Source organism: Streptomyces sp. NPDC127106 (assembly GCF_042677605.1).
GTDB lineage: Bacteria > Actinomycetota > Actinomycetes > Streptomycetales > Streptomycetaceae > Streptomyces.
In genome coordinates this window covers 57924-84739 of record NZ_JBHXTC010000021.1, presented here as the reverse complement: position 1 = coordinate 84739, position 26816 = coordinate 57924, and the positions used below count along the sequence as shown (strand labels likewise).

General features: G+C 73.0%; 28 protein-coding genes. 9 read left to right on the top strand and 19 right to left on the bottom strand.

The window, feature by feature from the left end:
- The gene (locus ACFVGY_RS19420) at positions 1 to 960 is read left to right on the top strand and encodes an NAD(P)H-binding protein (RefSeq protein ID WP_385678682.1); all 960 of its coding nucleotides are present in this window, start codon (positions 1 to 3) and stop codon (positions 958 to 960) included.
- Between the two features lie 90 nt (positions 961 to 1050).
- On the opposite strand, the gene ACFVGY_RS19415 is transcribed toward ACFVGY_RS19420, so the two are convergent.
- Together ACFVGY_RS19415 and ACFVGY_RS19410 are read right to left on the bottom strand one after the other, a co-directional pair.
- The gene (locus ACFVGY_RS19415) at positions 1051 to 2058 is read right to left on the bottom strand and encodes a trypsin-like serine peptidase (protein WP_385678679.1); all 1008 of its coding nucleotides are present in this window, start codon (positions 2056 to 2058) and stop codon (positions 1051 to 1053) included.
- A 116-nt stretch (positions 2059 to 2174) separates the two neighbouring features.
- On the bottom strand, positions 2175 to 2621 hold the full coding sequence (locus tag ACFVGY_RS19410; protein ID WP_385678677.1) for a nuclear transport factor 2 family protein: 447 nt from the start codon (positions 2619 to 2621) through the stop codon (positions 2175 to 2177).
- 121 nt (positions 2622 to 2742) lie between these two features.
- Between ACFVGY_RS19410 and ACFVGY_RS19405 the strand changes: the two genes are divergently transcribed.
- Complete coding sequence (locus ACFVGY_RS19405) at positions 2743 to 3330, top strand: TetR/AcrR family transcriptional regulator (protein WP_385678675.1); 588 nt, start codon at positions 2743 to 2745, stop codon at positions 3328 to 3330.
- Here the strand turns inward: ACFVGY_RS19405 and ACFVGY_RS19400 are convergent.
- The 14 genes from ACFVGY_RS19400 to ACFVGY_RS19335 all read right to left on the bottom strand — a co-directional run bounded on the left by ACFVGY_RS19400 (position 3327) and on the right by ACFVGY_RS19335 (position 14712).
- Positions 3327 to 3965 carry an OmpA family protein gene (locus tag ACFVGY_RS19400; RefSeq protein WP_385678672.1) on the bottom strand — a complete coding sequence of 213 codons (639 nt, stop codon included), beginning with the start codon at positions 3963 to 3965 and terminating at the stop codon, positions 3327 to 3329. The genes ACFVGY_RS19405 and ACFVGY_RS19400 overlap by 4 nt on opposite strands.
- A 4-nt stretch (positions 3966 to 3969) precedes the next feature.
- Positions 3970 to 4557, bottom strand: a complete 588-nt coding sequence (locus ACFVGY_RS19395) for a hypothetical protein (RefSeq protein ID WP_385678670.1) — start codon at positions 4555 to 4557, stop codon at positions 3970 to 3972.
- 29 nt (positions 4558 to 4586) lie between these two features.
- Positions 4587 to 5234: a pilus assembly protein TadG-related protein gene (locus ACFVGY_RS19390; protein WP_385678667.1), complete on the bottom strand. Its 648-nt coding sequence runs from the start codon at positions 5232 to 5234 to the stop codon at positions 4587 to 4589.
- Positions 5231 to 5428, bottom strand: a complete 198-nt coding sequence (locus ACFVGY_RS19385) for a hypothetical protein (RefSeq protein ID WP_385678664.1) — start codon at positions 5426 to 5428, stop codon at positions 5231 to 5233. The genes ACFVGY_RS19390 and ACFVGY_RS19385 overlap by 4 nt, the downstream gene beginning before the upstream one ends.
- Positions 5429 to 5538: 110 nt before the next feature.
- Positions 5539 to 6225: a response regulator gene (locus ACFVGY_RS19380; RefSeq protein WP_385678661.1), complete on the bottom strand. Its 687-nt coding sequence runs from the start codon at positions 6223 to 6225 to the stop codon at positions 5539 to 5541.
- Positions 6225 to 7577: a sensor histidine kinase gene (locus ACFVGY_RS19375; protein WP_385678659.1), complete on the bottom strand. Its 1353-nt coding sequence runs from the start codon at positions 7575 to 7577 to the stop codon at positions 6225 to 6227. The genes ACFVGY_RS19380 and ACFVGY_RS19375 overlap by 1 nt, the downstream gene beginning before the upstream one ends.
- A gap of 6 nt (positions 7578 to 7583) precedes the next feature.
- The gene (locus ACFVGY_RS19370) at positions 7584 to 8474 is read right to left on the bottom strand and encodes a DUF5936 domain-containing protein (protein WP_385678787.1); all 891 of its coding nucleotides are present in this window, start codon (positions 8472 to 8474) and stop codon (positions 7584 to 7586) included.
- A 30-nt stretch (positions 8475 to 8504) separates the two neighbouring features.
- The gene (locus ACFVGY_RS19365; RefSeq protein ID WP_385678656.1) at positions 8505 to 9443 is read right to left on the bottom strand and encodes a type II secretion system F family protein; all 939 of its coding nucleotides are present in this window, start codon (positions 9441 to 9443) and stop codon (positions 8505 to 8507) included.
- Complete coding sequence (locus ACFVGY_RS19360) at positions 9440 to 10786, bottom strand: CpaF family protein (protein WP_385678654.1); 1347 nt, start codon at positions 10784 to 10786, stop codon at positions 9440 to 9442. The genes ACFVGY_RS19365 and ACFVGY_RS19360 overlap by 4 nt, the downstream gene beginning before the upstream one ends.
- 2 nt (positions 10787 to 10788) lie before the next feature.
- On the bottom strand, positions 10789 to 11187 hold the full coding sequence (locus ACFVGY_RS19355) for a TadE/TadG family type IV pilus assembly protein (protein ID WP_385678652.1): 399 nt from the start codon (positions 11185 to 11187) through the stop codon (positions 10789 to 10791).
- A 1-nt stretch (position 11188) separates the two neighbouring features.
- Positions 11189 to 11593 (bottom strand): TadE/TadG family type IV pilus assembly protein, encoded by a 405-nt coding sequence (locus ACFVGY_RS19350; RefSeq protein ID WP_385678649.1) that lies wholly within the window; start codon positions 11591 to 11593, stop codon positions 11189 to 11191.
- Position 11594: 1 nt separating this feature from the next.
- Positions 11595 to 12947, bottom strand: a complete 1353-nt coding sequence (locus ACFVGY_RS19345) for a CpaE family protein (protein WP_385678646.1) — start codon at positions 12945 to 12947, stop codon at positions 11595 to 11597.
- 7 nt (positions 12948 to 12954) lie between these two features.
- Positions 12955 to 13656, bottom strand: a complete 702-nt coding sequence (gene cpaB, locus ACFVGY_RS19340; protein WP_385678644.1) for a Flp pilus assembly protein CpaB — start codon at positions 13654 to 13656, stop codon at positions 12955 to 12957.
- Positions 13657 to 13701: 45 nt separating this feature from the next.
- Positions 13702 to 14712 carry a hypothetical protein gene (locus ACFVGY_RS19335; protein ID WP_385678641.1) on the bottom strand — a complete coding sequence of 337 codons (1011 nt, stop codon included), beginning with the start codon at positions 14710 to 14712 and terminating at the stop codon, positions 13702 to 13704.
- Between the two features lie 397 nt (positions 14713 to 15109).
- On the opposite strand from ACFVGY_RS19335, the gene ACFVGY_RS19330 reads away from it, so the two are divergent.
- The 6 genes from ACFVGY_RS19330 to ACFVGY_RS19305 all read left to right on the top strand — a co-directional run bounded on the left by ACFVGY_RS19330 (position 15110) and on the right by ACFVGY_RS19305 (position 22834).
- The gene (locus ACFVGY_RS19330; RefSeq protein ID WP_385678638.1) at positions 15110 to 16804 is read left to right on the top strand and encodes a chitinase; all 1695 of its coding nucleotides are present in this window, start codon (positions 15110 to 15112) and stop codon (positions 16802 to 16804) included.
- Between the two features lie 121 nt (positions 16805 to 16925).
- Entirely contained in the window at positions 16926 to 18260 is a 1335-nt protein-coding gene (locus ACFVGY_RS19325) for a M14 family metallopeptidase (protein WP_385678635.1), read from the top strand.
- A gap of 205 nt (positions 18261 to 18465) precedes the next feature.
- A complete protein-coding gene (locus ACFVGY_RS19320; RefSeq protein ID WP_385678632.1) occupies positions 18466 to 19749 on the top strand; it encodes an alanine racemase in 1284 nt (427 codons plus the stop codon).
- A 51-nt stretch (positions 19750 to 19800) separates the two neighbouring features.
- The gene (locus ACFVGY_RS19315; protein WP_385678629.1) at positions 19801 to 21372 is read left to right on the top strand and encodes an amidohydrolase family protein; all 1572 of its coding nucleotides are present in this window, start codon (positions 19801 to 19803) and stop codon (positions 21370 to 21372) included.
- Positions 21373 to 21533: 161 nt separating this feature from the next.
- Positions 21534 to 22544, top strand: coding sequence for a YdcF family protein (locus ACFVGY_RS19310; protein WP_385678626.1), 1011 nt, complete (start codon positions 21534 to 21536; stop codon positions 22542 to 22544).
- 95 nt (positions 22545 to 22639) lie between these two features.
- A complete protein-coding gene (locus ACFVGY_RS19305; RefSeq protein ID WP_385678624.1) occupies positions 22640 to 22834 on the top strand; it encodes a hypothetical protein in 195 nt (64 codons plus the stop codon).
- A gap of 171 nt (positions 22835 to 23005) precedes the next feature.
- Here the strand turns inward: ACFVGY_RS19305 and ACFVGY_RS19300 are convergent, their stop codons facing one another.
- Positions 23006 to 24490, bottom strand: coding sequence for an APC family permease (locus ACFVGY_RS19300; protein ID WP_385678785.1), 1485 nt, complete (start codon positions 24488 to 24490; stop codon positions 23006 to 23008).
- 259 nt (positions 24491 to 24749) lie between these two features.
- Here ACFVGY_RS19300 and ACFVGY_RS19295 point away from each other — a divergent pair, with 259 nt between their 5' ends.
- Complete coding sequence (locus ACFVGY_RS19295; RefSeq protein ID WP_385678621.1) at positions 24750 to 25211, top strand: nitroreductase family deazaflavin-dependent oxidoreductase; 462 nt, start codon at positions 24750 to 24752, stop codon at positions 25209 to 25211.
- Here the strand turns inward: ACFVGY_RS19295 and ACFVGY_RS19290 are convergent.
- The gene (locus ACFVGY_RS19290; RefSeq protein WP_385678618.1) at positions 25177 to 25806 is read right to left on the bottom strand and encodes a hypothetical protein; all 630 of its coding nucleotides are present in this window, start codon (positions 25804 to 25806) and stop codon (positions 25177 to 25179) included. The genes ACFVGY_RS19295 and ACFVGY_RS19290 overlap by 35 nt on opposite strands.
- Positions 25807 to 25947: 141 nt before the next feature.
- Positions 25948 to 26562, bottom strand: a complete 615-nt coding sequence (locus ACFVGY_RS19285; RefSeq protein WP_385678615.1) for a GNAT family N-acetyltransferase — start codon at positions 26560 to 26562, stop codon at positions 25948 to 25950.
- Positions 26563 to 26816: the final 254 nt, after the last annotated feature.

Below are 26816 nucleotides of genomic sequence, written 5' to 3'. Positions count from 1 at the left end.
ATGTCCGGTGTCGCACCGATGACGAACACGTCCCGCGGCCGACTGCACCTGCTGACCGCGGTCAGCCCCCGGAAGGGCGCGGGCAGCAGCCCCACCGGAATCGTCGGGCGCTGCCTGGCCCGGCAACTGGCCGCCACCGGCGACCGCGTGCGCGTCCTCGCGGAATCCGACCAGCTCCACGACTGGCCGGTCGGCACCGAAGTCGTCGAGGGCTCCGTCAGCCGACACCCGTCGAAGTACGCCGAGGCGTTCGACGGCGTGGACGCGGTCTTCCTCGCCGGCGCGGTTCCCGCGACGGTCGGGGCGGTGCTGGACACCGCCCGGGATGCCGGAGTGCGGCGGATCGTGGTGCTGTCGTCGCACGGGCCGGAGTACGAGGAGGCGTACCCGCCCGAGACGTGGTTCTGGCTGGCCGTCGAGCGGGCCGTCGAGCGATCGGGCATGGAGTGGACGCACATCCGCCCGTCGGCGGTGATGGGAGCGGTCATCGAGGGCACCTATCCGGCGACGGGCTCCGACTGGCCCGACACGATCAGGACCGGCGGCGTCGTGCGGGAGGCGTTCCTGAACGGCGGCCACTACCCCTTCATCCACGAGGAGGACCTGGCGGCCGTCGCGGCGGCGGCGCTGTGCGCCGACGACCACGTCGGCAGGATCGTCGAAGCGGTCGGACCGCCGCTCGGCACCCGCGCGCGGGTGGCGAGCATCGCGAGGGCCGTCGGTCGCGGCATCGCCGCCGTCGAGACGACGCCCGACGAGAGCCGCGAGGCCTGGCGTCGGCGCGGCTGGCCCGACGACGGCATCGACGTGACCCTGTACGCACTCCAGGAGTACGGCGCCCGGCTCGCCGAACTCACGCGGTGGACCCTCGCCCAGCGGCCGAGCGTCCACGAGATCACCGGCCGCCGACCCCGCTCGTTCGACGCCTGGGCAAGGGAACACGCCCACTTCTTCCGCTGAGAACGGCACCCGGCATCCGGCGCCGGGCACGGGCACCGGGCACCGGGCACCGGGCGCCGGGCGTTCCGAGCGAGGCGGACGGGCGGGGGGTTACGGCTCGACCGAGCGGGCGTAGTCGATCAGGGCGGGGAGGGCGGCTCCGCCGCCCGCGGCGTTGGGGCCGCCGAACCCGCCCCAGTTCTCGGCGCTCTGCCCGGCGACGACCCGCGGCCAGGGGTCGCCGTCCCACCAGCCGAAGAACGGGCCGCCGGACTGCCCGCCCACCGCGTCGTTGCGGTGCACGATCCGGAACGAGTTGCGGCCGGCCGTGCTCTCGCCCACCGTCCGGTCCATCACCCCGCGCGGGTGGTACACGGGCCGGACCCCGGAGCCGATGTCGAAGGGGTAGCCCACGTGCCCCCAGACCGGTTTGCCGTCCCAGGCGGTGGAGTACGTCCGCGAACCCATCCATCCGACGGTGTCGCCCAGGCGCTGGCTGAGCACGCAGACGACGTAGTCGAAGGCGGCCTCGGTGGAGTCGATCCCGTCGGCCGCGTTGGCGCGGAGCCAGGAATAGACGCGGGTCGAGTGGGCGGTGCCGAACGGCGTGCTCGTGTCGAACTGGGCGGGCGTGAAGGTCATCCAGTCCGTACCGCCGCTCGCGAGCCACGGCACGGAATGGCTGGCGGTCAGCATGTGCCGGGGCCCGACCATCACCCCCGAGGCCCAGCCGGCGGGGGTCTGGACACGGCCGCAGGTGCGCCACGGGAACGAGGTGTCGAAGAACTCGACGCGGTCGTCCGGCTGGAACACGCCGGTGGCCTCGCCCCGGTCGTCGTCCCCTTCCCGGCCGGGGGGCCGCCGCCACAGCGGCGGGCGCACCTGCTCCGGCGGCACGGGCCGCGGGACGGCGCTGACCGCGACGCCTTCGGGCAGGTAGCCGTCGACCTCGTGGGAGATCTCCCGGTCCAGCGCGGACAGGTGGGCGGGGGTCACGTGGACGGCCTCGGGGCGCGGCGGGAACGAATGCCCGGCATCCCCGCCGGACTGCGACTGCGACTGCGCCAGCCGGGCGGTGATGCGGTCTTCCCAGTCGGAGGACGGGATCGGTTCGGACATGGCGGCCTCCTGCGGTGCGGTGCTCGACGGAGCCGACCCTCCTCCCGTCCGGCGCCGCGACCGGCCGGGGAACGCCGGGGCGGCGCCGAACGCCTCACGAACGCCACACGTCTGGATCAGCGCAGCCGGCGGTCCGCCTCCTCGATCGGGACGTCGTTGATGCTGGCCTCGCGGCGGCGCATCAGCCCGTTGTCGTCGAACTCCCACTGCTCGTTGCCGTGGCTGCGCCACCACTGGCCGGAGGCGTCGTGCCACTCGTACTCGAAGCGGACGGAGATGCGGTTGCCGGTGTACGCCCACAGCTCCTTGCGGAGGCGGTAGTCGAGCTCGCGCTCCCACTTCTCGGTGAGGAAGGCGCGGATCTCGGCGCGGCCGGTGAGGAAGCGGTCGCGATTGCGCCAGACGGAGTCCTCGGTGTAGGCGAGCGCCACCCGCTCGGGGTCACGGGTGTTCCAGGCGTCCTCGGCGGCCTGCACCTTGGCGAGGGCCGACTCCTCGGTGAAGGGGGGCACGGGTGGGCGTACGCCGGGTGAGGTCGAAGTCGAGGTCGAGGTCGAGGTCATGACGGACATACCTTTCGACGGAGCGGGGCGGAGGCGGTGGAGAACGATCGTTCTCCACCCATGCGGCGACCTTAGAGAACGATCGTTCTCCGCGCAAGCGGTTCTGGGTTACGCTGCCGCCATGGACGACGAAGAGGCCCGCATCCGGCTGCTCGACGCCGCGGAGGCGCTGTTCTACGCCGAGGGCATCCAGGCCGTCGGCATGGACCGCATCCGCGCGGAGTCGGGCGTACCGCTCAAGCGGCTCTACAAGGTGTTCCCGGCCAAGGAGGCGCTGGTCGCGGGCTACCTGGAGCGGCGCGACCGGCGCTGGATGGGCAGCCTCCGGGCGGCGGTGGCCGCCGCCCCGTCCGACCGGGTGGGGGCCGTCTTCGACTGGCTGGCGGCGTGGTTCTCGGAGCCGGGATTCCGCGGGTGCGCGTTCATGAACGCGTACGGGGAGCTCGGCGCGGCCGGGCCGGCCGGGGTCCTGGACGTCGTACGCCGGCACAAGGCGGAGCTGCGGACCCTCCTGGCGGAGGCGGCCGGGCCGGGGCGGGAGGAGCTGGCCGACCAGCTCCTGATCCTGGTCGAGGGAGCCACGGCCGTGGCCGCCCTCGCCCCCGGCCCGGCCCCGGCCCGCCGCGCGGGCGCGGCGGCAGCCGCGCTGGTGCGGGCGGCGGCGACGACCGAGGCGGGGCCGGGGGCCAGGGCGGGGGCGGGCGGCTAGTTTCCGGCGCCGCGCGGGAAGGTGATCTCGACCCGGCGGTTCTTCTTGCGGCCTTCCTCGGTGCTGTTGTCGGCGATCGGGTAGTCCTCGCTGTAGCCGCGGACGTCGTACACCACGCCGGACACGCTGACGGTCTTGGCCAGCTCCGCCTGCACGGCGTCGGCACGCTGCTTCGAGAGCTCCTTGCCGTGCTCGTAACTGCCCTGGTCGTCGGTGAAACCGAAGACGCGGATGCGCGTCGCCTTCTGGGTGTTGATCTCCTGCGCGATGGCCTGGATGCGGGCGGCGGCCTGGGCGTTGAAGACCGCGCTGTTCTCCGGGAAGAGGACCTCGGACTGCAGCGCCATCATGACCGTCTGGTTGGTCTCCTGGCGACGCTGCTCGCCACCGAGGTCTTCGACGACCTCGGCGATGTCGAGCACCTTGATGGGTGCGAGGGTCCCACCCTGGGGGATCTTCAGGCCGGGGGCCTTGGAGTCGATGGGGACGGGGGCGGCGGCGGAGGGCTCCGTGCCGGGGGGTACCGACGGCTTGACGTCATCGGCGCTCGCCACGCCGACCCCGACGGCTTGGACCCCGGCCATGACCAGACCGATGACGGCTACTGACGCGGCGGTGCGGTGGCGTTTTGTCATGGGGTCACCCAGAGATTTTGATGGTGGCCGTGGCGAACGTGGGGAGGCTCAACTCCACCTCCGAGGTAGCGGTCGGCGGCGCCGGGAACTGTGCGAAGAAGGGAACCGATTGCCCGGCCTCGATGATGGCGAGGCCAGTGGTGCACAGACACCTGCCGTCGGTGTCACGGAGCACGTAGTAGCGCTTCTTCCCCGCCTTGTCGACCAGGGTGACTCCCGCCACCGAAACCCCGCTGGAGTTCAGCTCGTTCCCGCGCCACGGCGCCGTATTGACGTAGGGGGCGGTCCCGGTGTTCTTCAGCTGACCTTCCACGGTGAGAAATCCACCCGCCTCGCGAGCAGCCCTATTGATCGTCAACGTCATGCCCGCCTCACCGTTGACGGTGGCCAGTACCTCGGTAGGCGTCGCCTTGGGGCTGCCGCTCGGGGCCTGTGACTTCGGCGCGTCTCCCTGCGGCTTCGACGACGGATCCTGGGCCGACTTGGCCTTGCTGTCGTCTCCCCCGCCGCAACCCGCCACCGTGATCGCCAAAGCGACTGCCAACGCGGCAGCCGCTCCCCCGCGGATCTTCGCCGAGTGCCGAGTGCTCATCTATGCAGCTTCCTTTTCTCGCGTACTTGTCAGTCGACCAGTCGAACCGTGAAGAGCACCCTTGCCAGCTTGGCCAGCGGGCCCGGCTTCGCCGGGTCCAAGGTGAGCGACTTCCCGTCACAGACAAAGGTGACGTCCCCCGTTCCTGACGAAACAGTGGGGCTCGGAGTGGGCGACGGATTCGGCGACTGGACGGGTGGGACAGGAACCGGGGCTGACCATAGAGAACAGCGGGGCTTAATGCTGGCCTTGGCCGTTGCCTTGCCTGGCATTCCCTCAGTACCGGGTATCACCGACTTCCCGACAGTCCTGTTCGTGGTCACTCGGACTGTCACCATGGGGATGGCGGCCTCACACTCCGCTGTGGCGTCGTTCAGAGCAGCGAACTCGTCAGCCTTTCGGCACACGCCCCGCCCGGTGAGAAGGTCGCCATCGAAGAGCTTCTCCCAGTCATCGGGCTTGAGGTTGATCAGGTCGAGGCCCAGGAAGGCGTTGTCCCTCGCCTCCCTGGCAGCCGCGAGGGCAGCCGCATCTGCGGCACCCTGCGCGTTGCTGCGCGTAACGCCGGCCTGACCCACAACGAAGAACGCCAGCGCGGCGAAGAGCAGTCCGACCACGGCGACGGCGTAGATCGGAAACGCCTGTCCGCGGTCGTCCCACAACCTCCGCCGGCTCACTTCCCTGCGGTGATACTCGCAACTGCGCCCGTGATCTTGGTGGTGATCGCCTGGCCGATGCCCGTGCCAACGATGGCGCCGATGATGACTACCACCACCAGGATGATCCCGAGGTATTCGAACGCTGTCTGGCCGCGGTCGCGGCCGGTCTTCTCGTACCGCTTCCGCAGCCGCGCCAGCGTGCTCTGCTTCATGAGGGGTCCCTCCCGGTCCGGTGGCGCTGTTGGTTTGCGGACCGTACGGCGCGTTACGGGTCGTCACCAAGGGTCCCGGGGCCCAATTACGGACCCACTGGTCAGTCCGTCTAGCCATGTCCCGTCACCCCCGGGCGGGCGGTTCCCAGCCAGCGGGCTATCGCCTCGCTGCGGCTGGCGCTCTGGAGCTTGGCGAAGATGCGGTTGATGTGGTTCTTCACCGTCTTCTCGCTGATGAAGCAGGTGGCCGCGATCTGCTGGTTGCTCATCCCGGACGCGATCAGATCCATGATCTCCACCTCCCTCGAACTCAAGCCGAAGAGAACCGAGTTGTGCAGGCGCTCCGTCGACTGTGCCACAGTTCGTTGCGGTTGCGAAGAGGTGCGGAGATCCGCGAGGAGGGTGCTGGCCGCCGTCGTCGTGAAATGGGCGCGGCCCTCGCGGACGTCGTGGACTGCTCTGATCAGGTCGTCCGGCGTGAACTCGCCGTGGACCAGGTAGCCGCCTGCGCCCAGCAGGAGCGCTTCTCGGACAATCTCCGATTCCTGGTTGTACGTCAGCATCAGTACGGGGGCGAGGCGGACGAGGTGGGGCAGGGCCGAGATGCCGTCGACGCCGGGCATGCGCACGTCCAGCAGGATCACGTCCGGTGCGTGGCGGCGGGTCAGGCTCAGGGCTTCGCGGCCGTCGGCGGCCTGGGCCACGACGGTGAGGTCGTCCGCGGTGCCGAGGAGGGCGGCCAGGCCGGCCCGGACCACGGGGTTGTCGTCGGCGATGAGGATGCGCAGCGGTGCCATCACGGGCTCCCTTCGGGGGTGAGGGCCGCGAGCGGGAGGTCCACGCGGATCCGGGTGCCGGGCCGGCCGGGGCCGGCGGGCGTGTCGGCGGGTCCGAGGTGCAGGCGGGCCCCGACGGCGGCGGCGTGTTCCGCCATGCCGAGCAGGCCGTAGTGGCCGGCGCCGCGCAGGGCGGCGAGGTCGGGCCCGTCGGCGGGGAGGCCGCGGCCGTCGTCCTCGACGGTGAGGGTGAGGTGCGCGGTCTCGGCGGCAGTGGCGGCGGTGAGGGTGATGTGGATGTGGGTGGCGTCCGCGTGGCGTCGGGCGTTGTCGACGGCTTCCGCGGCGACGGCCAGGAGGTGGCGGGCCACCGGGGGCGGGAGCAGCGGCAGGGTTCCGGAGGAGCTGGTGGTCACTTCGGCCGCGGCGGCCCCGGCGGCCCCGGCCGGCCCCGGCTGTGCCGCCGCCAGGCGGTGGAGTTCGGGCGGGAGGTGGACGCCGGGGGTGTCGGTCTCCTGGCGGAGGTCGGCGAGGAGTGCGCGGGATTCCGTGGCGGCCTGTCGGGCGGCGTCGGACAGCAGGCCGGCTCGGCGGCGTACGGCGTCGGGGTCGTCGGTGCGGGCGAGGGCGTCGGCGGCGAGGGCGAGGCCGTGCAGGGTCTTCGCCACGGAGTCGTGCATGTCGCGGGCCAGTCGTTCCCGTTCGGCGCGTACGGCCTCGGCGACCGCCAGGCGGGCCCGCGTCTCGGTCAGGGCCCGGCTCGCCGCGCCGAAGCGGAACAGCAGGTCGCGCAGCGAGGAGCCGGCGGCCCCGGCGACGAGGCACAGCACGGGCAGGGTGAGCCCGCCGGGGAGGGCAGCCACGGCGACGGCCTGGAGGGCGGCGTAGACGGCCGAGCCGCGCCAGCCGTAGACGAGGCCGGCCAGCAGCGGGGTGCACAGCGAGACGAAGCCGAGGGGGGATGCGGGGGTGGCGGTGACCAGGAGCAGGCCGCTGAGCGCCATGTCGCAGGCGAGTAGCCAGCGGTGGCGCAGCAGCAGGGGGCCGAGGCGCTCCCAGTCGCGGAAGAGGGCGTACGAGAGCATGAAGGTGAGCAGGATCGCGCCCGCGACGAGGTAGGTCGGCCCGCCGGGGGCGGTACGGCCCAGGGCCAGGGGGGCGCCGAGGCCGATGGCGAGCATGCGGAAGGCGAAGACGCGGCGGCACAGGGCCTGGAGGGCGTTCGCCTGGAGGGCCGGGGAGCCGAAGCCGCCCGCTCCGGCATCCGCGTACGAAGCCCGGGCGTCCGGAGCCCCCCAAGCCCCAGCGGCTCCGGCGACCTTCCCCCGGGGCCACGGCCGCCGTAGCGTCGCGGTGTCCGGCAGCAGTGACATCGCCGCTCACCCGCCCCCGAACAGCGCGCCGAAGTCGACGTCCGCCCCGTACACGAACCCGCACACCAGCAGGATCAGCGTCCCCGGCAGCATGAACATGGTCACCGCGAAGGTGGCCTTGGGGACGGCGCGGGCGGCGCGCCGGCGGGCGTTCTGCGCGTCCGTGCGGCGCATGTCCTCGGCGATGGCGATCAGGGTGTCGACGATCGGGGAGCCGAGTTCCTCGCCCTGCTGGAGGGCGGTGACGAACTGGGCCACCTGCTCGGAGTCGTTGCGGCGGCGCAGTTCGTCGAAGGCCTGGCGGCGGCTGACGCCCATGTCCATCTGCTGGAGGGTGATGCGGATCTCGTCCGACCAGGGGCCCTCGTACTTCCCGGCGACCCGTTCCAGCGCCTGCCGGAAGCCGAGCCCGGCGCTGACGACGACCGCGAGGACGTCTAGGAAGTCGGGCAGGGTCCGCTCGATGTGGTCGCGGCGGATCCGGATCGCGGACCACAGGCCGACCTCGATCCAGAACAGTCCGAACGCGACCATCAGCAGGGCGGGGACGAGCTGGCCGTTGATCAGCATCGCGAAGGCGCCGAGGGCGCCGAGGAAGCCGTACACGGCGCGCCGGGCGGCGTAGCGGTCGATGGTGAGGCCGGACGGGTTGCCGGCCGCGTCGATCTGGCGGCGTTTGCGCGCCACCCGCTCCGGGCCCATCAGCCGCAGCACGAGCGGGGCCCAGCGGATGCCGAGCCGGTCGACGGCGGAGCCGACGGCGGTGGTGCGGGTGGCGCCGACCTCCAGGGCGAGGGCCAGGTCGGACGGGAGTTTGGTCTCGGCGCGGTAGAGGCGGATGCCGTGGAAGATGCCGAGGACGGACAGGCCCAGGAACAGGGCCAGGCCCAGGGCCAGCTGGATCGCGATCACGTCGTCGTCCGCCCCTCACACGTCGATCTTCGACAGGCGGCGGATCAGCACGAAGCCGAGCGTGAACAGCCCGATCGCGACGAGCACCGCGCTCTGGCCGAGGAACGCGCCGGTCATCCGGTCCAGGGCGCCCGGCATCATCAGGTTCACCAGCAGTAGCGAGCCGAGCCCGATCGCCGGCACCAGGTAGGCGGTCACCGTCACCTGGGACAGCTGGGTGCGGATCTCGCGCCGCGTCTCCTTGCGCTGCTCCAGGGTGACCGTCAGGTTGCGCAGGGAGCCGACGAGCGCGCCGCCCGCCCGCGCGGACAGGACGAGGGTGGAGACGAGGACGACGAGTTCGCGGGAGGGGAGCCGTTCGGCGATCTCGCCGAGGGACTCCTCGATGGAGTGGCCGACGGCGAGCCGGTCGGCCACCCGGGAGAGCTCCTCGCCCGCCGGGGCCTCCAGCTCCTCCGCCGCGATGGCGATGGCCGTGCGCAGGGCCAGGCCGGCCTGGGTGGCGTTGGCGAGGATGCGGGCGAGCTCGGGGAGCTGGTTGATGAACCGCTCGGTGCGGCGCGCCCGCTGCCAGTTGAGGAAGGCGTCCGCCGCCCACAGGCCGATCAGGCCGGCGACCGGGCCGAAGAACGGGGCGAGGAAGCTGGCGGCGACCAGCCATATCCCGGCGACCGACATGAGCATGTAGACGAAGAACTCGCCCGGGGTGAGGTCGAGGCCGGTCACGGCCAGCTTCACCTCGATCCGCTTGCCGAGTGCGGTCGTGCGCAGCCGGCGGTCCACGGCGGTGAAGCGGCGTCTGCGGCCGGGTGGTTCGGGGGCGCCTTCTGCGGCGAGGCGTTCGATGAGGGCGGCGCGCTGGGCCCGGCCGGCCATGTACACGTGTGCGCCCGCGATGACGAGGACGCAGGCCAGCAGGGTGGCGCCGAGGGTGAGGAGGACGAGTGGGTTCACGGGGCGGTCCGGGTGATGCGGGTGGCGAGCTGGTCGTCCGACGTGGCGACCCCGAACGCCTGCGGGATCGGCTGGTTGTTCATGTAGAGGCGCTCGGCGATGCGGCGCGGCAGCGGGTGGTACTCGAACCAGCCGTGGACGCGGCCGTCGGCGGCCATCGGCTGGGCCGCGAAGCGGCAGACGGTGGTGATGCGGAAGGGTTCGCGGCCGTGGGAGTCGAGAATGGCGATCTCGGTGACGCGGCGGGAGCCGTCGCCGAACCGGGTCAGTTGGACGACCACGTTCACCGCGCTGTTGATCTGGTCCTGGAGGGCTTCGAAGGGGACCTCCACCTCGGACATCGAGGCGAGGGTCTGCAGGCGCATGAGGGCGTCCTCGGCGCTGTTGGCGTGGACGGTGGCGAGGGAGCCGTCGTGGCCGGTGGACATGGCCTGGAGCATGTCGAGGGTCTCGCCGCCGCGGACCTCGCCGACGATGATGCGGTCGGGGCGCATGCGCAGGGAGTTGCGCACGAGGTCGCGGATGGTGATCTGGCCCTTGCCCTCCACGTTCGCCGGGCGGGATTCGAGGCGGATGACGTGGGCCTGCTGGAGCTGGAGCTCGGCGGAGTCCTCGATGGTGATGATCCGCTCGCCCCCCGGGATGAGGCCGGAGAGGGCGTTGAGAAGGGTGGTCTTGCCGGTGCCGGTGGCCCCGGAGACAATCACGTTCATCTTCGACTGGACCAGGCCCGACAGCAGCAGGAGCATCTGCTCGTCGAGCGAACCGAGCGCGATCATCTCGTGGAGGGTGAAGGCGCGCGGGAAGCGGCGGATCGTGAGCGTCGCGCCGGTGAGGGAGAGCGGCGGGATGATGACGTTGACGCGCTCGCCGCTGGGCAGGCGGGCGTCCACCATCGGATTGGCCTCGTCCACGCGGCGGTTGACGGTGGAGACGATCCGCTCGATGGTCTGCATGAGCTGCTCGTGCGAGGCGAAGCGGAGGGGGAGCTGCTCGACGCGGCCGGCGCGCTCCACGAAGATCTGGTCCGGGCCGTTGACCATGATCTCGGAGATCGAGGGGTCTTCGAGAAGGGGTTCGAGCACGCCGAGGCCGAGGGCTTCGTCGACGACGCGGCGGATGAGCTGGGCCCGCTCGGCGGTGGAGAGGACGGGGCCCTCACGGCTGATGATGTGCCCGAGCACGCGCTCCAGCCGGGTCCGCCGCTCGGCGGGGCTGAGCGCGGACATCTCGGCGAGGTCGATCTCCTCCAGCAGCTTGGCGCGGTAGGAGGAGACGAGCAGGCCGTCCTCGCGCGGGCCGTGCCGGTCGTCCGGGGTGGCGACCCGGGAACGCAGGCTCATGGTCAGGGTCCCTTCGGGTCGGGGTCGGGATCGTCGTTGGGCATGACGGCCGTGGCCGTGGCCGGGTCGAGGGACAGGCCGGGCACGATGGACTTCACCGTGATGGTGACGGTGGCCGTGACCGCGTCGCCGCTCGACGCCACGCGGACGTCCGCGGCGAGGCCGGAGCGGATCGCGGACCGGCCGGCGGCCGTGCCGGCCCCGGGCTTGCGGGCCTCCACCCGGGCCGCGGTCCGCGCCGCCGTGTCGGCCTGCTCGTGCACGTACGCGACCCAGCCGAGCTGGATCCCGCAGAGCGCGACGAACAGCAGGATCGGGATGAACCCGATGTACTCCAGCGCCACCTGCCCGCGGTCGCCGCGGGAGGCGGTGCCGGGCCCGGTGTGGGGGTGGCCCGTCATGTCAGTCCTCCTCCCTCTCCATGGCCGCACCGGCCTCGCCGGTGATGGACCCGAAGTTCAGCGACGGGTGGAGCACCGGGATCCTGAGCTCGACGACGGCCTTGTAGAGCGAGCCCTCCCGGCCGCAGGTCGGTTTCATGCCCCAGGCGCTACCGATGTGCTCCGCGGCGGCGGCCGCGCACGCCCCGTCGCCCTTGACCGCTCCCGCGCGCGCCGCTTCGTCCGCCGCGTTGCCCGCCAGGGAGAAGGCGTAGCCGATCAGGACGCACTCCCAGACCGCCGCGACGAGCAGCAGGATCAGCGGGACCATGCCGACGAACTCGACGGCCACCTGGCCGCGGTCGCCGCCGGAGCGGCGGCCGCGGGCGGCGGGGCGGGTACCCGGAGCGGGGCTGGGAGTGGGCATGTCAGTGCTCCCGGCCTCGGCGGAGCCAGGGGCCCAGGGCGCCGCGGTCGCCCGCGCCGCGGCGCAGGCGGGCCACGGGGCCGGGGGTGCGGACCGCGAGGGCCGCTCCGGGGGCGGCCGCGGGGGTCGTCCCCGCGGCGGCCAGCGCGGCGGCGGCCGTCGGGGCCTCCGGGGCGGCGGCCGGGGCCGTGAGGAGGCCGAGTTCGGCTGCGACCGTCCACAGGGCCTGCTTGACGCTGGAGCGGTTGTCGAGGTCCTGGACGCGGCCCGCGTCCACCACCGCCTGGAGCTCCTTGAACGCGGCCGGCACCGGTGTCCGCACCACCCGCGTCTTGGTGATCTTCTCGATCAGCGCCGGCTGGATCTCGGTGTGCTTGCTCCAGCGGTTGACCACCACCGCCGTGTCCTCGGCCTTGCGGACCTGGAGCCGCTCCCACATGCGGACCATCCGCTTGGCCGCCCGGACGGACACCACGTCCGGGGTGGTGACGAGGACCGCCACGTCGGCCCCTTCCACCGCGGCCGCGTTGGCGCCGGTCACGTTGGTGCCGCAGTCGATGACGACGAGCTCGTAGCGGCTGCGCAGGGCGGCGACGACGTGTCGGGCGGCCCGGTCGTCGACCTCCTCGCCGCGCTCGCCGTCCGCCGGGGCGAGGAGGAGGGCGAGGCCGGTGCGGTCGTCGTAGACGGCGTCCTGGAGGACGCGCGGGGAGATGTCCTGGATGCCGGCGAGGTCGGCGATGGAGCGCCGGAACTGCACGTCGAGGTAGGAGCCGACGTCCCCGGCCTGGAGGTCCATGTCGACCAGGGCGGTGCGCCGCCCGGCCGCGGCCGCGGCCAGCGCGAACTGCACCGCCGCGAAGGTGGTGCCGACCCCGCCCTTGGCCCCGGCGACGGTGACCACGCGGCCGCCGGGCCCGGTCGGCGCCTCGGCGGGCCGGCCCAGGTGGCGGCGTACGCCCGCGGCCCACTGGGCGGCGGCCTGGACGCGGGCGGCGAGCTCCTCGTACGAGGGCGGCAGCCCGATCAGGCCGCGGGCGCCGGAGTCCATGGCGGCGGAGAAGAGCGCCGGGCCGGTGTCCGACGACAACAGCACGACCCCCACCGCGGGGAAGCGGAGGGCGACCTCGCGGACGAGGTCGAGGGCGGGCACCGGGCCGATCCGCTCGTGGACGAGGACGACCTCGGGCAGTTCGTCGACGGAGTCGGCGGCCAGCCGGCCCAGGGTGTCGAGGAGGGAGGCGGAGTCGGGGACGGGGGCGGCCGGTTCGGCGGCCGGGAGCTGGCTGAGGAGGGTGGTGATGGCACGGGCGGCGTCCGGGTCGCCGGCCGCGGGGAGGATTCGGGTGGTCATCCGGGCCTCACTTGTCCCCGTCGAGGGTGTACGTGCGGTCGGCCGCGCTGGGCGCGGAGTCGGTGCCGGGGGCCACCAGGGCCAGGCGCACGTGCTCCGCGAAGGACTCGGCGTAGGCGACGCGCTGGGTGTCCTTGGTGTTCAGGGCGAAGGTGATCGGGACGGCCTCGGCGGGGCCCTTGCGGTCGCTGTCCTTGTCGAGGGCGGTGAGCTTGCCGACGTTGATGACGCGCGCGTTGGCCACGATGATCACGGACCGGGACGGGTCGGACTCCTTGGCGCCCTTGAAGGTGGCGATGATGTTGACCTTCGCCCCCGAGTGGATCTTCCCGGCCACGCCCGTCGCCGCGTCGATCATGATGGCGATCTCCTGCTCGCCGGGCTGGAGCTGCGGCTTGTCGACGTACATGTCGGCCTGGAGCAGCGAGCCCTTCTTCAGGGTGGTCAGGGCGATCTTGTCCTTGAGTCCGCCGAGGTCGGTGACGGCCGTCTCGGACAGCCACCGCCGGGGGATGCTGACCTCCTCGAACTGTCCGGCCGACAGCGGGCTGTAGGGGGCGATATCGGCCTTGGCCCGGTAGGCGACGACCTCGGACCCGACCTTGGAGTTGACGTCGCCGATCACCACGAGGACCCCGCCGAACGCCGCGAGGGCGCACAGGACCGACAGGAGCAGCAGGATGACGCCGCGGCGCTGGCGTGAGTTCATGTGCCGTACTACCTCGCCGTTCTTCGTTCGTTCGGGGTGGTCGGGTCAGTGTCTGGACCGGGCGCGGGAGCCACCCGCGGCCTCGGCGGCCGGCGGCGGCGGTGCGGCCGGCTGCGGGGGGTTCAGCGGGGCGGCGCAGAAGCCGCACCGGTCGCCGATGAGTTCGAGGCCGCACCAGCGGCACTCGTCGCGGCGGACGGAGGCGACCAGTTGGTAGAGGACGGGCAGGTCGGGGATGCCCGCGGCGAACTCGACGAGCTTCGGCGTGGCCCACCAGGCGGCGGAGTCGGCGGGCAGCGGGTTCTCCATCACGCCCTGCACCTGCCAGGCGGGGGCGAGTTCGGCCGTCACCCAGTCGGAGGCGAGCTGGCCGCGGGCAAAGGTGAGCTGGGTGGCGTACGCCGGCCCGGGGGGCAGGACGCCGCCGCCCGCGCCCCCGTCCCCGGTAGGGGCGCCGTGCGCCCCGCGTCCCCGCCGGCCGCGTCCCCCGCGCCGCTCCACCCCGGCCCCGGATCCACCGGCCCCCGCCCCCGCCGCCGGCCCCGCGGTTCCGAGGCGCGCCAGGTGCGGTGTCGGGTGGGCCAGGACGGCGAACTGGGCCCCGGGCGACCAGGACCGGGCGTGCGCCTTGAGCCCGACGGGGATCCGGTCGAGCCGGGCGACCGAGCCGAGCAGGGCGCCGGCGTGGATGTAGTGGGACAGCAGGCGGGCGGCCGCGGCGATGACGCCGGGGCTGAAGTCGCAGATGCTGAGCTGCCGCAGCTGGCGTACCAGCAGGGCGGTGCCGAGCGGCGGCAGGTCGACGTCGAGGAGGGCGATCCGGTCGGTTTCGAGGATGGCCCGTACGGTGTGCAGCCGCCGGACGGTGGCGGGCGGCAGCCAGGTCGGTACGACGGCCAGGACATGGCTGTGGTGCTCCAGCAGGGTGCTCACCTCGACGAGGGTGCCTTCGAGGTCGAGTTGTCCCGGCGGGCGGAGGACGGCGGCCGTCGGGGTGTGCCGGTCAGGGGCCGGCAGCACCAGATCGGCGCTGGTGACGGCAATGGCGATCGGCACGCGAACCCCCCTGTTCACCCCATGCACGCGCAGCAGCCCACACGGCCGCCGCGTACGCGCACACCCTGCGCGACCGCAAACGGCCGACGTGCTGCCCCCCTTGCCGCAGAACCATATCCGCGTCGCCCCTGGCAGGGCAGGGCCTTGGAAATTCCCGTGCCACGAGCACATGTCACAGGTGGCGGGAAACCCGGACAACCGGGATCGGACGGCCGATCAGTTCAAGCCACTTCGCAAAGACCCTTGACACCAGGATTGGTCTGGACCAGCTTGAGTGCGGGATCCCCCGCTTCGCTCCCCGGGCCCTTCCCCATCCGCTCCCCCACCCGCTGCCCCGCCTTCCGCACCACCCCTTCCCCACCCCCGTTCACCTCCCTTCCTCCCCCACGGAGACCACGTGAACCGCATACGCTCCCTCGCCCTCCTGGGCGCCGCGACCCTCACCGCAGGCGGCCTGAGCGCCCTCACCGCCGGCCCGGCGCAGGCCGCCGACGTCGACGTCGTCCGCAACGGAGGCTTCGAGTCCGGGCTCGCGCACTGGAGCTGCAGCTCCGGCAGCGGGGCCGTCACCTCCTCGCCGGTCCATTCCGGAACGGCCGCCCTGCGGGCCGCGCCGTCGGGCCAGGACAACGCGAAGTGCAGTCAGACCGTCACGGTCAAGCCGAACTCGACGTACACGCTCAGTACGCAGGTCCAGGGCTCGTACGTGTACCTCGGCGCGACCGGGACCGGCACCCGGGACGTGTCCACCTGGACCCCCGGCTCGGGCGGCGGCTGGCAGAAGCTGTCGACGACCTTCACCACGGGCCCGGCCACCACCCGGGTCACCGTCTGGACGCACGGCTGGTACGGCCAGCCGGCCTACACCGTCGACGAGTTCGGCGTCGTCGGCCCGGACGGCGGCGGCCCGACCGATCCCGGTCCGTCGCTGCCCGGCACCCCGGCCGGCGCCGCCGTTTCCGGCCAGGGCCAGGACGCACTGACCCTTTCGTGGGACGCGGTCAGCGGGGCGAGCGGCTACCACGTCTACCGGGACGGCGTCCGCGTCCAGACGGCCGACGCTCCCCCGGCCCGGATCACCGGGCTCGCGCCTTCCACCTCGTACTCCTTCCAGGTGAGCGCGTACAACGCGGCGGGCGAGGGCCCCCGGTCGGCGTCGGTGACCGGCACCACGACCGGGGGCGGCGGCCCGAACCCGAACCCGGCGGTCCCCCGGCACGCCCTGACCGGCTACTGGCAGAACTTCGACAACGGCGCGACGGTGCAGCGGATCTCCGACGTCTCCGCGCAGTACGACATCATCGCCGTCTCCTTCGCCGACGCCACCGCCACGCCGGGCGCGATCGCCTTCACCCTCGATTCGGCCGGACTCGGCGGCTACACGCCGGCGCAGTTCAAGGCGGACATCGCCGCGAAGAAGGCGGCCGGCACGTCCGTCATCCTCTCCATCGGCGGCGAGAAGGGCACGATCACCGTCAATGACGCGGCCTCGGCCGCCAACCTGGCGAACTCGGCGTACGCGCTCATGCAGGAGTACGGCTTCAACGGGATCGACATCGACCTGGAGAACGGCCTCAACCCCACCTACATGACGCAGGCCCTGCGCGCCCTGTCCGCCAAGGCCGGCCCCTCGCTCGTCCTCACGATGGCCCCGCAGACCATCGACATGCAGTCCACGTCCGGCAGCTACTTCCGGACCGCGCTGAACGTCAAGGACATCCTCACCGTCGTCAACATGCAGTACTACAACAGCGGGTCGATGAACGGCTGCGACGGCAAGGTCTACTCCCAGGGCTCGGTGGACTTCCTCACCGCGCTGGCCTGCATCCAGCTGGAGGGCGGCCTCGACCCCTCGCAGGTGGGCATCGGCGTGCCGGCCTCGCCGAGCGGGGCGGGCAGCGGGTACGTCTCCCCGACCGTCGTCAACAACGCGCTCGACTGTCTGACCAGGGGCGCGAACTGCGGGTCCTTCAAACCGTCGAAGACCTACCCGGGACTGCGCGGCGCGATGACCTGGTCGACCAACTGGGACGCCAAGGCGGGTGGTGCTTGGTCGAACGCGGTGGGTCCGAAGGTCCACGGTCTGCCGTAGGCGGTACCTGTGGGGGTGGCACGGGATCTGGCCGAATCCGGGCCCTTGACCGGGACATGCCATAAGAGCACGCTGTGCGCGTCCGCACGGCTACCCCCACACTCCCCACCCAGGAGAACGCATGCGGCTCCACACCCGACGCAGGGCCGCCGTCACGGCGGCCCTGCTCGCTCTCGCGCTCGGCGCACCCGCCTACGGCATGAGCGCCACGGCGGCCCCACCGCCCGCACCGTCCACCGCCACCCAGGACGAGGCCGTCGTCCAGTACGAGATCAAGGGCCCGGCCACCCCACAGGAGCGCACCGCACTGCTCCGCACGGGCGTCTCCATCGACGAGGTCGACGCCCGCTCGGTCGTCGTCAGCGCCGACACCATGCAGGCCAGGGCCCTGCGCGCACTCGGCCACACCCTCACCCCGCTGCCCGGCCCGCCGGACCGGTCCGAGCGGGGCGTGAAGGCGAGCCCGATGGACTTCCCGTCCGCGGACTCCAGGTACCACAACTACGCCGAGATGAGCACCGAGATCGACCAGCGCGTCGCCCAGTACCCCTCGATCATGAGCAAGCGGGTGATCGGGAAGTCGTACCAGGGCCGGGACCTCGTCGCCATCAAGATCAGCGACAACGTGGCGACCGACGAGAACGAGCCCGAGGTCCTCTTCACGCACCACCAGCACGCCCGCGAGCACCTGACCGTCGAGATGGCGCTCTACCTGCTCAAGGAGTTCGGCGCCGGCTACGGCAGCGACGCCCGCGTCACCAACGCGGTCAACTCCCGGGAGATCTGGATCATCCCCGACCTCAACCCGGACGGCGGCGAGTACGACATCGCCACCGGCTCCTACCGCTCCTGGCGCAAGAACCGGCAGCCGAACTCCGGCTCCTCCTACGTCGGCACGGACGAGAACCGCAACTGGAACTACAAGTGGGGCTGCTGCGGCGGCTCCAGCAGCAGCAAGGGCTCCGAGACCTACCGCGGCCCGGCCGCGGAGTCGACGCCCGAGGTCAAGGCCGTCGCGAACTTCGTCCGCAGCCGCATCGTCGGCGGAAAGCAGCAGATCAAGGCCGCCATCGACTTCCACACCTACAGCGAGCTGGTGCTGTGGCCGTACGGGTGGACGTACAACGACACCGCCCCCGGCCTGACCGCGGACGACCTCGCCGTGTTCAAGACCATCGGCACGCGCATGGCGAGCAGCAACGGCTACACCCCGGAGCAGTCCAGCGACCTGTACATCACGGACGGCACCATCGACGACTGGCTGTGGGGCGACCAGAAGATCTTCGGCTACACCTTCGAGATGTACCCGGAGTCGGGCGGCGGCGGCTTCTACCCGCCGGACGAGGTGATCGACCGGGAGACGGCGCGCAACAAGGACGCGGTGCTCCAACTCCTGGAGAACGCGGACTGCATGTACCGCTCCATCGGCAAGGAGGCGCAGTACTGCGCCGCCTAGCGCTCCGTCCGCGCACGTGATCCCGGGGCGCCCCCGCCGACAGGGGGCGCCCCGTTCCCGCTGCGGGCGGCGGCCGTCCCGATTCCGGTCACGATCCCGATCCCGGTCCCGGTCCCGGTGGACCCGTCGCCGCCCGGGATGTTAGACAGCAGGCGGTACTACCCGTAACAAACGTTGCAGAGCGTGCAACGCGAGGAGGATCCGCATGGGCAGCAACGACGCAGTCCGGGGGCTCGCCGACGAGCTCGTCGACCACCGCTTCAAGGGCCTGCCCCCGGACGCCGAACGGGTCGCCCTGACCGTCGGCGGACTCGCGGAGCAGCAACGGAACCTGTTCACCGGCGGGTTCACCACCCCGGTCCTGACCCTCGACGCCGAGGCGCTGGAGCACAACCTCACCGCGCTCGGCGAGTACGCCTCCCGCCACCACCTGGCCTTCGCCCCGCACGGCAAGACCTGCATGGCCCCGCAGCTGTTCGAGCGGCAGCTGGAGCACGGCGCCTGGGGCATCACCGCGGCCATGCCCCACCAGGCCCGCGTCTACCGGGCCTTCGGGATCCGCCGGATCTTCCTGGCGAACGAGCTCGTCGACCCGGCCGCCCTGCACTGGGTCGCCGAGGAGCTCGCCTCCGACCCCGACTTCCGGTTCGTCTGCTACGTGGACTCCGTGCGCGGCGTCCACCTCATGGACCGGGCCCTGCGCGGCCGGGCGGCCGTGGTCGACGTCGTCGTCGAACTCGGCGCGGGCGAGGGGGCCCGTACCGGAGCGCGGACCGAGGAGGACTGCCGGGCCGTCGCCGACGCGGTCGCCGACGCCGCATCCCTGCGCCTGGTCGGCGTCGCCGGGTACGAGGCGGAGGTGCCCGACGCGAACCCGGAATCGGTGCACGCCTGGCTGCGCCGGCTCACCGCGCTGGCCGTCGACTTCGACAAGGCCGGGCGGTTCGCCCCCGACCTGGAGGAGATCGTCGTCAGCGCGGGCGGCTCCTCCTGGTTCGACGCCGTCGCCGACGTCTTCGCCGAGCTGCCGGAGCTGTCCCGGCCGGTGCTGCGGCTGCTGCGCTCCGGGGCGTACGTCTCCCACGACCACGGCTGGTACACCCGCCTGACCCCGTTCAACCGCGTACCGCAGGAGGGCGGCCTGCGGCCCGCCTTCCGGCTGTGGACCCAGGTCGTCTCCCGGCCGTCCCCCACCCAGGCGTTCGTCAACGCGGGCAAGCGCGACATCGCCTACGACCTGGGCCTGCCCGCGGCCGAGCTGGTCCGCGACGCCCTGACCGGCGAGGAACGGCCCGCCGCCGGGGTGCGGGTGGTGAAGCTGTCCGACCAGCACGCCTGGCTGGAGACCGACTCCGCGGACGCCGTCGAGGTGGGCGACTGGGTGGCACTGGGCATGTCCCACCCGTGCACCATCTTCGAGAAGTGGCCGCTGATCCCGGTCGTCCAGGCGGACGGCACGGTCACGGAGTTCGTGCGCACCTTCTTCTGACCCGTCCCCGTCCCCGTCCCCGTCCCCGTCCGAGGCCCCGGGGGGCCGCTGATGGACCTGGTGATCCGGGGGGCCCGCGTCGTCGACGGCACGGGCGGGCCCTCCTACCGCGCCGACGTCGGCCTCCGCGCCGGCCGCATCGCCGAGATCGGCCGGATCCGGTCCGGCGGGCGAGCGGTCCTCGACGCACACGGGCTGGCCCTGGCCCCCGGGTTCACCGACATGCACGCCCACAGCGACCTGGCCCTGCTGCGCGACCCGGACCACAGCGCCAAGGCCGCCCAGGGGATCACCCTGGAGGTCCTCGGCCAGGACGGGCTGTCGTACGCGCCCGTCGACGACCGGACCCTGGCCGACGTCCGGGCGGCCGTCACCGGCTGGAACGGCCCGGGCGAGGACGGCGACTTCACCTGGCGCACGGTCGGCGGCTACCTCGACCGGATCGACCGCACCGGCACGGCCGTCAACGCCGCCTACCTCGTCCCGCAGGGCACCGTCCGCGCGTACGCCGTCGGCTGGGCCGACCGGCCCGCGACCCCCGCCGAGCTGGACCGGATGCGGGCCCTCGTCGCCGAGGGCCTCGCGCAGGGCGCCGTCGGCATGTCCTCCGGGCTGACCTACCCGCCGGGCACGTACGCGACCGGCGGCGAACTGGCCGCGCTGTGCCGCGTCGTCGCCGCGTACGGCGGCTACCACTGCCCGCACCACCGCAGTTACGGCCGCGGCGCGCTCGCCGCGTACGCCGAGATGATCGCCCTGGCCCGGGACACCGGCTGCGCGCTGCACCTGGCCCACGCCACCTTGAACTTCCCGGAGAACGCGGGCCGGGCCCCCGAGCTCCTCGCCCTGCTGGACGGGGCGCTGGCGGCGGGCGCCGACATCACCCTGGACAGCTACCCGTACACGCCCGGCTGCACCACCCTCGCCGCGCTGCTGCCGGGCTGGGCCGGCGAGGGCGGCCCCGGGGCGCTGCTGGCCCGGCTGCGGGACGACGCGACCGCCGAGCGGATCCGGCACGCCCTGGAGGTGACCGGGTCGGACGGCTGCCACGGCGTGCCGGTGGACTGGCCGGCGGTCGAGGTGTCGGGGACCGCGGACCCGGCGCACGGCGGGTGGGTGGGCCGGCGGCTGCGCGGCTGGGAGGAGGCCCGGCGGCTGCTGCTGGCCGACCGGCTGGGGCCGACCGTACTCCAGCACGTCGGCCACGAGGACAACGTCCGGGCGATCATGCGGCATCCGGTGCACACCGGCGGCTCCGACGGCATCCTGCAGGGCGCGAAGCCGCACCCGCGGGCGTACGGCACCTTCCCGCACTACCTCGGCCGGTACGTGCGCGAGCTGGGCGTGCTGACGCTGGAGGAGTGCGTGGCACACCTGGCGGGCCGGCCGGCGGCCCGGCTGCGGCTGCCGGACCGGGGGCTCGTACGGGTGGGACACCGCGCCGACCTGGTCCTGTTCGACCCGGAGACGGTCGCGGCCGGGGCCACGTACGACAGCCCGCGGGCCCTGCCGGCCGGGATCCCGTACGTGCTGGTCGACGGCCGCTTCGTCATGCGGGACGGCCGCCGCACGGACGTCCTCGCGGGACGGGCGGTCCGCCGCACGCCGTACCGGGGGCGCTGAGGACGACGTCCCCGCCCGGGGCGGGCCGTTCCGTGCGGCGTCTCCGTTCCGTGCGTCGTGTCCGTTCCGTGCGGCGTCTCCTCCTCGGGGCGGGCCGTCCCCCGGGGCGGGTCCTCCTCGGGGCTGATCTGTACGGGGCGGTCCGCCCCTAGGCTGAACGCATGATCGCTTTTGCGCCGGCCGCTGTCCTGCTGCTGCTGTTCCTGGCGAGCATGTGGAAGGACCGCCGGCGCTTCCGCAATGCCGTCCTGCTGGGGCTGACCCTCATATGGGCCTCGATCGGGGTGCTGTTCCTGATCCCGTCGCTGCCGCCGGTGCTCGCGATCACCGCGGTGGCCCTGGTCCTGCTGGTGCCGGCCCTGGGCACGCTCGCGCTCGGCGTGTTCCTCGTGCGCAACGGCATCACCATGCTCCGCAAGGAAGGCCGCCGCCCCGCCAACCTGCTGTCGCTGGCCGCCGGGCTGGGCATCTTCGGGCTGATCGCGCTGATCGCCTACACCGGCGACCGGGGCTCGCCGGCCATGGACGCGGCCGTCGGCGGGCTGGTGCTGCTCGTCGGCTACGTGTCCTTCCTCTTCGCGTGCTTCCTCGCGTACGCCTTCCTGTACGGGCGGACCCATGTGCGCAGCGAGGTGGACTACGTGGTGGTGCTGGGCTCCGGGCTGATCGGCGGCGAGCGGGTGCCCCCGCTGCTGGCCTCCCGCCTGGAGAAGGGCCGGCGGATCCAGGCCTCGCAGGCGGCGCGGGGCGGGAAGGTGCCGCTGCTGCTGGTCTCGGGAGGTCGGGGCCCGGACGAGAAGCTGGCGGAGGCGCGGGCGATGGCCGACTGGCTGATCGCGCAGGGCGTGGCGGAGCAGCTGGTCCGGCTGGAGGACCGGTCCCGGACGACGGACGAGAACCTCGCCTTCAGCCGGGCGGTGATGGAGGAGGAGACCGGGCCGGACTACCGGTGCGTGGTCGTCACCAACAACTTCCACGCCTTCCGCGCCGCCATGACCGCCCGCAAGGCCGGGGTGAACGGGCAGGTCGTGGGCTCCCCGACGGCCCGCTACTTCTGGCCGAGCGCCACCATCCGCGAGTTCGTCGCCGTGTTCTGGGAGCACCGGTTGGTCAACCTGGTGGTCTGCGGGGCGATCGTCGCGGCGACGGGGGTGGCGGCACTCGTCGTGTAGCGCCGGGGGGCGGCCGGCGGCCCGCCGAAGTGCGTTCATGACTCCGCGGCCGGAGGATGGGGGCAACCACGCAGGGCACTGCAATGGAGGCACCGATGGGATCTGAATCGGACCAGCAGCCCCAGGCCGCGTCCCGGCCGGTCAGGCTCAACACCGGCGGGGAGGGCGCGTACGACCCCGAGGACCTCGTCATGGCGACGGGCGCCGACCCGACTCCGGAGCGGGTCGAGAAGGCCCGGAAGCTGATCGAGAAGGAGGGCAAGGCGGTCATCGAGCGCTTCCTCCCGTAACGGGGCGCGTACGAAGGCTGCGGTCGGCCCCGGCCGGACCCCTCCGGCCGGGGCCAAGCCCTGCCCTTGGCCCGGCCGGCCGGGTGACCACCGCTGGCCGGCACCACCGCAGGCCGGCACCAGGCCACCGGCCGGGCGGGGACGGCGGGACGGCGGGACGGCGGGGGCCGGTCAGACCGGGAGGCGGCCCGGTTCGGATTCGAGGGCCTGGCGGTCGTACTTCAGCATGATCAGGAAGAAGACCCCGCCCGCGATCAGCAGACCGACGACGATCACGACGGAGACCAGCGCCTCCCGGGGTGCCACGAGCACGAACAGCGCGATCACCGTCCACACCAGCGCGCAGACGGCGACCGGCAGCTCGAACCGCCCGAGGTCGAACGCCCCCTCCTTCCGCCCCAGCCGTCCCCGCACCGACAGGTACAGGACGATCGTGGCGGCGTAGGTGAGCGCCGGGAGGATCGTCGACGCCGTGATCAGCTCCAACAGGGCGGCACCGGGCAGCACGATCATCAGGACCACTCCGAGGACGAAGATCAGGACCGTGGCCGGGACCGGCGTGTGCGTGCGCGGGCCGACCCGCCGCATCAGCCGGTGCGCGGGGAAGCGCCCGTCGCGCGCCATCGCGAAGACGAGCCGCGCGCAGGCGACCATCGCCACGATCCCGGCGCCGAAGAACGCGATCGTGATCGCGACCAGCAGCACCTTCTCCGTCGCCGGTCCGAGCTGGACCCGCAGGATCGCCGCGACCGGCGACCCGCTCTCGGTGACCTTCGGGATGTCGTCGATCGCGACGGTGAGCGTGATCAGGAACAGCATGCCGAGCACCCCGGCCGCGACCACCGATCCCACGATCGCCCGGGGGACGGTGCGGTAGGGGTCCTTGGCCTCCTCGGCCAGGTTCGCCGCCGAGTCGAAGCCGACGAGGGTGGCGAGACCCATGATCATCGCGATCATCAGCCCGCCGCCGATCGCGAAGTAGCCGGGCGCGTCCTCGGCGACACCGCGCGAGACGAGGTTGCCGGCCGCACCGTCGCCCGTGATCACGACGGCGAGGACGAGCGCGATCGCCACCACCACGACCAGGGTGACCTCCAGCGCCACGGCCGCCGTGTTGATGAGGCTGACGAGGCGCGTGGAGGCCAGGGCGATCACGGTCTGCAGGAACAGCACCACCAGGGTGATCACCCGCGCCGTGCCCTCGTCCGGCCGCATGCCGAGGAGCGGCATGAACGCCTGGCTGGCGAGCGCGTTGGCGATCGCCACCACGGCGACCGCCAGGTAGCAGAAGGACAGCCAGCCGAACCCCCAGCCGATCTTCGGGTTGGCCAGCCGCGAGGCCCACTGGTAGGAGGAGCCGCTGAGCGGGATGCGGGCCGCGAACTGCGCGACCACCAGCGCCACCAGCGTCTGCCCGACGGCCGCGACGATCCAGAGCCAGATGCCGACGGGCCCCGCGTTCTGCAGGACGTCGTCGTACGTGGCGAAGATCCCGACCGCGACCGAGATGAACGCGAACGAGATCGCGAACACCTGGAAGGAGCCGAGGGTCCGCTTCAGCTCCTGCTGGTAGCCCCCGAGCTCGACGGCGTTCCCGCCGTCCTGCGCGCCCCGCGCGTCCTGGGCGCCCTGCGCGCCCGCCGGGTCCTCCGCCATCTCGGCCACCACCCTTCCGTCGGCTTCCGTCGGCTTCCGTCGACGGCGTCGACCGCCCCGGCGCGGACCATCCTCACCACCCGCGTCCGGCATGTCCCGGTACGACACGGATCGGCGGGACGGCTGGCCCCGGTCGGCGGCCCGATCCCGGCGCCGGCGGAGGTCCGGACCGCCGGCGTTGCGCCATGGGTGTGACGCACCGTGTCCGACCGGCCTGAAGGATCGTTAAGGCGGCCGGGGGTCGTTACTCGGAGGCAGCATGCAGACGATCACCGTCGACTGGGACCACCCCGCCGACCCCGCGCCGGAACTCGCCCGGGACCACGTACGCGACTACGTGCGCACGGGTGGCATCGACGGCCATCTCTGGCACGGGGTCCCCACCCTCCTGCTCACCACCCTGAACCGGGCCACCGGCCGCACCTCCCGCACCCCGCTGATCTACGCCGAGGACGAGGACCGCCTCGTCGTCGCGGCCGCCGGCTGGGGCGCCCGGCGGCACCCGGCCTGGTACCGGAACCTGGCCTCGCACCCGGAGGTCCGCGTCCAGGTGGGGCCGGTGGTCCGCCCGGCCGTGGCCCGCCGGGCAACGGCCGACGAGCGCGAGGTGTACTGGCCGGCCCTGGCGGCCCTGTGGCCCGCGTTCGACGACTACCAGGAGCACACGGACCGCGTGATCCCCCTGGTCATCCTGGACCCGACCCCTCGCGCCGGGCACTAGCCGCACCGGCGGCCGCCCGGGCGCGGTCGCGGGTCCACGCCACCGCGCCCACCAGCAGGGCCACCCCCACGGCGTACACGGGCAGCCACAGGGTCGTCGTGGCCGCCAGGCAGTCGGCGACGGCCTGGCGGCTCTGGTCCGCCTGCGCGAACGCCAGGGCCGCGGCGTCGCCGCCGGCCAGGTTCCCCAACGCGGCCTCCGCCTGCAGGGCCGCGTACTGGCCGGCCAGCGCGCAGCTGCCTCGCGTCTGCGGCATCGGGAACAGCCAGGCCCGCCGCTGGAGCGCGGGGGCGAGCGCGATCGCCACGCACAGGCCGACGACCAGGGCGTACGCGACCAGGCCGCGCATGTACGGCGAGCGGATGTCCGGCGACCACGCCGCCCGCCGCTGGAAGGCGAGCATGATCGCGAGGAGTGTCACCCCGATGAAGGTGGCGAACCACTGCCACGAGCCCTGGGCGAGGGCGAACGTGAGCACCGCCGCGAGCCCGATGCCGATGACCCCGGGGACGGGGAGGTCGTCACCCGCCCCGGCGGGCGCCGGCCCCGGGGCTGCGCGGGTGTCCGGGCTTCCCCGGCGACCGGTATCGCTCACGGGCCTCTCCTGCGGCGGGGGTGGGGGAGGCCCAGCATCCGACGCGGGACGCGACGACCCCCGGCGCCATGCCGTACGACCCGGACGCCCCGCCCGGATGGACCCGACTACCGCCGCCCGACTGCCGACTGCCCGCGACCGCTAGCCGGCGTCGGGGCGCGGGGTGCGCCACATGGCCCACACCTCGGGGCCGCCGCCCGGGAGCTCCATCTCGGCGACCACGGCGAAGCCGAAGTGCTCGTAGAACGGGATGTTCTCCGGCTTGGAGGACTCCAGGGCGACCGGCATGCCCTCGGCGTCGGCCTTGGCCAGGCCCGAGCGCAGCAGCGCGGCCCCGTGGCCCTGGCCCTGGGCGGCGGGGTCGGCGCCGACGACGGCCAGGTACCAGTGGGGGTCCTTGGGCGGGGCCGCGGCGGCCGCCTCGACGGCGTCCCGGAACAGGCCGGCCCGGTCACCGAGGATGCCCTGGAGCTCCGCGACGGTCTCCGCGTCGGGCACGGCCTTGTCGAGGGCGTGCGGCGGCACCCAGAAGGAGGCGGCCGCGTCGGTGAGCTCGCAGACGCCGTGGCGGCCGTACTGCCGGGTGAAGAGGGTGGCGAAGTAGCGCCGCATCCCGTCCTCGCGGGAGGCGCCGTCGGGGAAGAACCAGCGCATCATCGGGTCGTCGCCGAAGGCACGGGCGAGAGTGGTGCTGACGGTTGACGCATCGTCGGGCGTAGCCGCCCGCGGAGTGTTCGCATTCGACATACCGGTCATTCTGCACACGATGATCTTGGCCCCGAACACGGGGTCCGTTACCCGACGGAGCCAACAACTCCACTTCGGTGCACAGTTACCCCGAAGCGGTCGATGAGCAGGCTGGCCTGGGGGCACCCGCACTCGGGTGGGTGTGTCCGCGAACGGCTGCGGCATGAAGCCAAGAGGCGGGGGGGGGGGGGGGGGGGGGGGGCCCGCCGCCGCCGGCGGGGGCGGGGGGGGGGGGGGGTGGGGGGGTTGGCTGGTGGTGTAAG

What these genes read in the sequence shown, in the direction of transcription:
- ACFVGY_RS19420 (WP_385678682.1), top strand. Translation starts at nt 1, where the DNA reads ATGTCCGGTGTCGCACCGATGACGAACACGTCCCGCGGCCGACTGCAC.
- ACFVGY_RS19415 (WP_385678679.1), bottom strand. Translation starts at nt 2,058, where the DNA reads ATGTCCGAACCGATCCCGTCCTCCGACTGGGAAGACCGCATCACCGCC.
- ACFVGY_RS19410 (WP_385678677.1), bottom strand. Translation starts at nt 2,621, where the DNA reads ATGACCTCGACCTCGACCTCGACTTCGACCTCACCCGGCGTACGCCCA.
- ACFVGY_RS19405 (WP_385678675.1), top strand. Translation starts at nt 2,743, where the DNA reads ATGGACGACGAAGAGGCCCGCATCCGGCTGCTCGACGCCGCGGAGGCG.
- ACFVGY_RS19400 (WP_385678672.1), bottom strand. Translation starts at nt 3,965, where the DNA reads ATGACAAAACGCCACCGCACCGCCGCGTCAGTAGCCGTCATCGGTCTG.
- ACFVGY_RS19395 (WP_385678670.1), bottom strand. Translation starts at nt 4,557, where the DNA reads ATGAGCACTCGGCACTCGGCGAAGATCCGCGGGGGAGCGGCTGCCGCG.
- ACFVGY_RS19385 (WP_385678664.1), bottom strand. Translation starts at nt 5,428, where the DNA reads ATGAAGCAGAGCACGCTGGCGCGGCTGCGGAAGCGGTACGAGAAGACC.
- ACFVGY_RS19380 (WP_385678661.1), bottom strand. Translation starts at nt 6,225, where the DNA reads ATGGCACCGCTGCGCATCCTCATCGCCGACGACAACCCCGTGGTCCGG.
- ACFVGY_RS19375 (WP_385678659.1), bottom strand. Translation starts at nt 7,577, where the DNA reads ATGTCACTGCTGCCGGACACCGCGACGCTACGGCGGCCGTGGCCCCGG.
- ACFVGY_RS19360 (WP_385678654.1), bottom strand. Translation starts at nt 10,786, where the DNA reads ATGAGCCTGCGTTCCCGGGTCGCCACCCCGGACGACCGGCACGGCCCG.
- ACFVGY_RS19355 (WP_385678652.1), bottom strand. Translation starts at nt 11,187, where the DNA reads ATGACGGGCCACCCCCACACCGGGCCCGGCACCGCCTCCCGCGGCGAC.
- ACFVGY_RS19350 (WP_385678649.1), bottom strand. Translation starts at nt 11,593, where the DNA reads ATGCCCACTCCCAGCCCCGCTCCGGGTACCCGCCCCGCCGCCCGCGGC.
- ACFVGY_RS19345 (WP_385678646.1), bottom strand. Translation starts at nt 12,947, where the DNA reads ATGACCACCCGAATCCTCCCCGCGGCCGGCGACCCGGACGCCGCCCGT.
- cpaB (WP_385678644.1), bottom strand. Translation starts at nt 13,656, where the DNA reads ATGAACTCACGCCAGCGCCGCGGCGTCATCCTGCTGCTCCTGTCGGTC.
- ACFVGY_RS19325 (WP_385678635.1), top strand. Translation starts at nt 16,926, where the DNA reads ATGCGGCTCCACACCCGACGCAGGGCCGCCGTCACGGCGGCCCTGCTC.
- ACFVGY_RS19320 (WP_385678632.1), top strand. Translation starts at nt 18,466, where the DNA reads ATGGGCAGCAACGACGCAGTCCGGGGGCTCGCCGACGAGCTCGTCGAC.
- ACFVGY_RS19315 (WP_385678629.1), top strand. Translation starts at nt 19,801, where the DNA reads ATGGACCTGGTGATCCGGGGGGCCCGCGTCGTCGACGGCACGGGCGGG.
- ACFVGY_RS19310 (WP_385678626.1), top strand. Translation starts at nt 21,534, where the DNA reads ATGATCGCTTTTGCGCCGGCCGCTGTCCTGCTGCTGCTGTTCCTGGCG.
- ACFVGY_RS19305 (WP_385678624.1), top strand. Translation starts at nt 22,640, where the DNA reads ATGGGATCTGAATCGGACCAGCAGCCCCAGGCCGCGTCCCGGCCGGTC.
- ACFVGY_RS19300 (WP_385678785.1), bottom strand. Translation starts at nt 24,490, where the DNA reads ATGGCGGAGGACCCGGCGGGCGCGCAGGGCGCCCAGGACGCGCGGGGC.
- ACFVGY_RS19295 (WP_385678621.1), top strand. Translation starts at nt 24,750, where the DNA reads ATGCAGACGATCACCGTCGACTGGGACCACCCCGCCGACCCCGCGCCG.
- ACFVGY_RS19285 (WP_385678615.1), bottom strand. Translation starts at nt 26,562, where the DNA reads ATGACCGGTATGTCGAATGCGAACACTCCGCGGGCGGCTACGCCCGAC.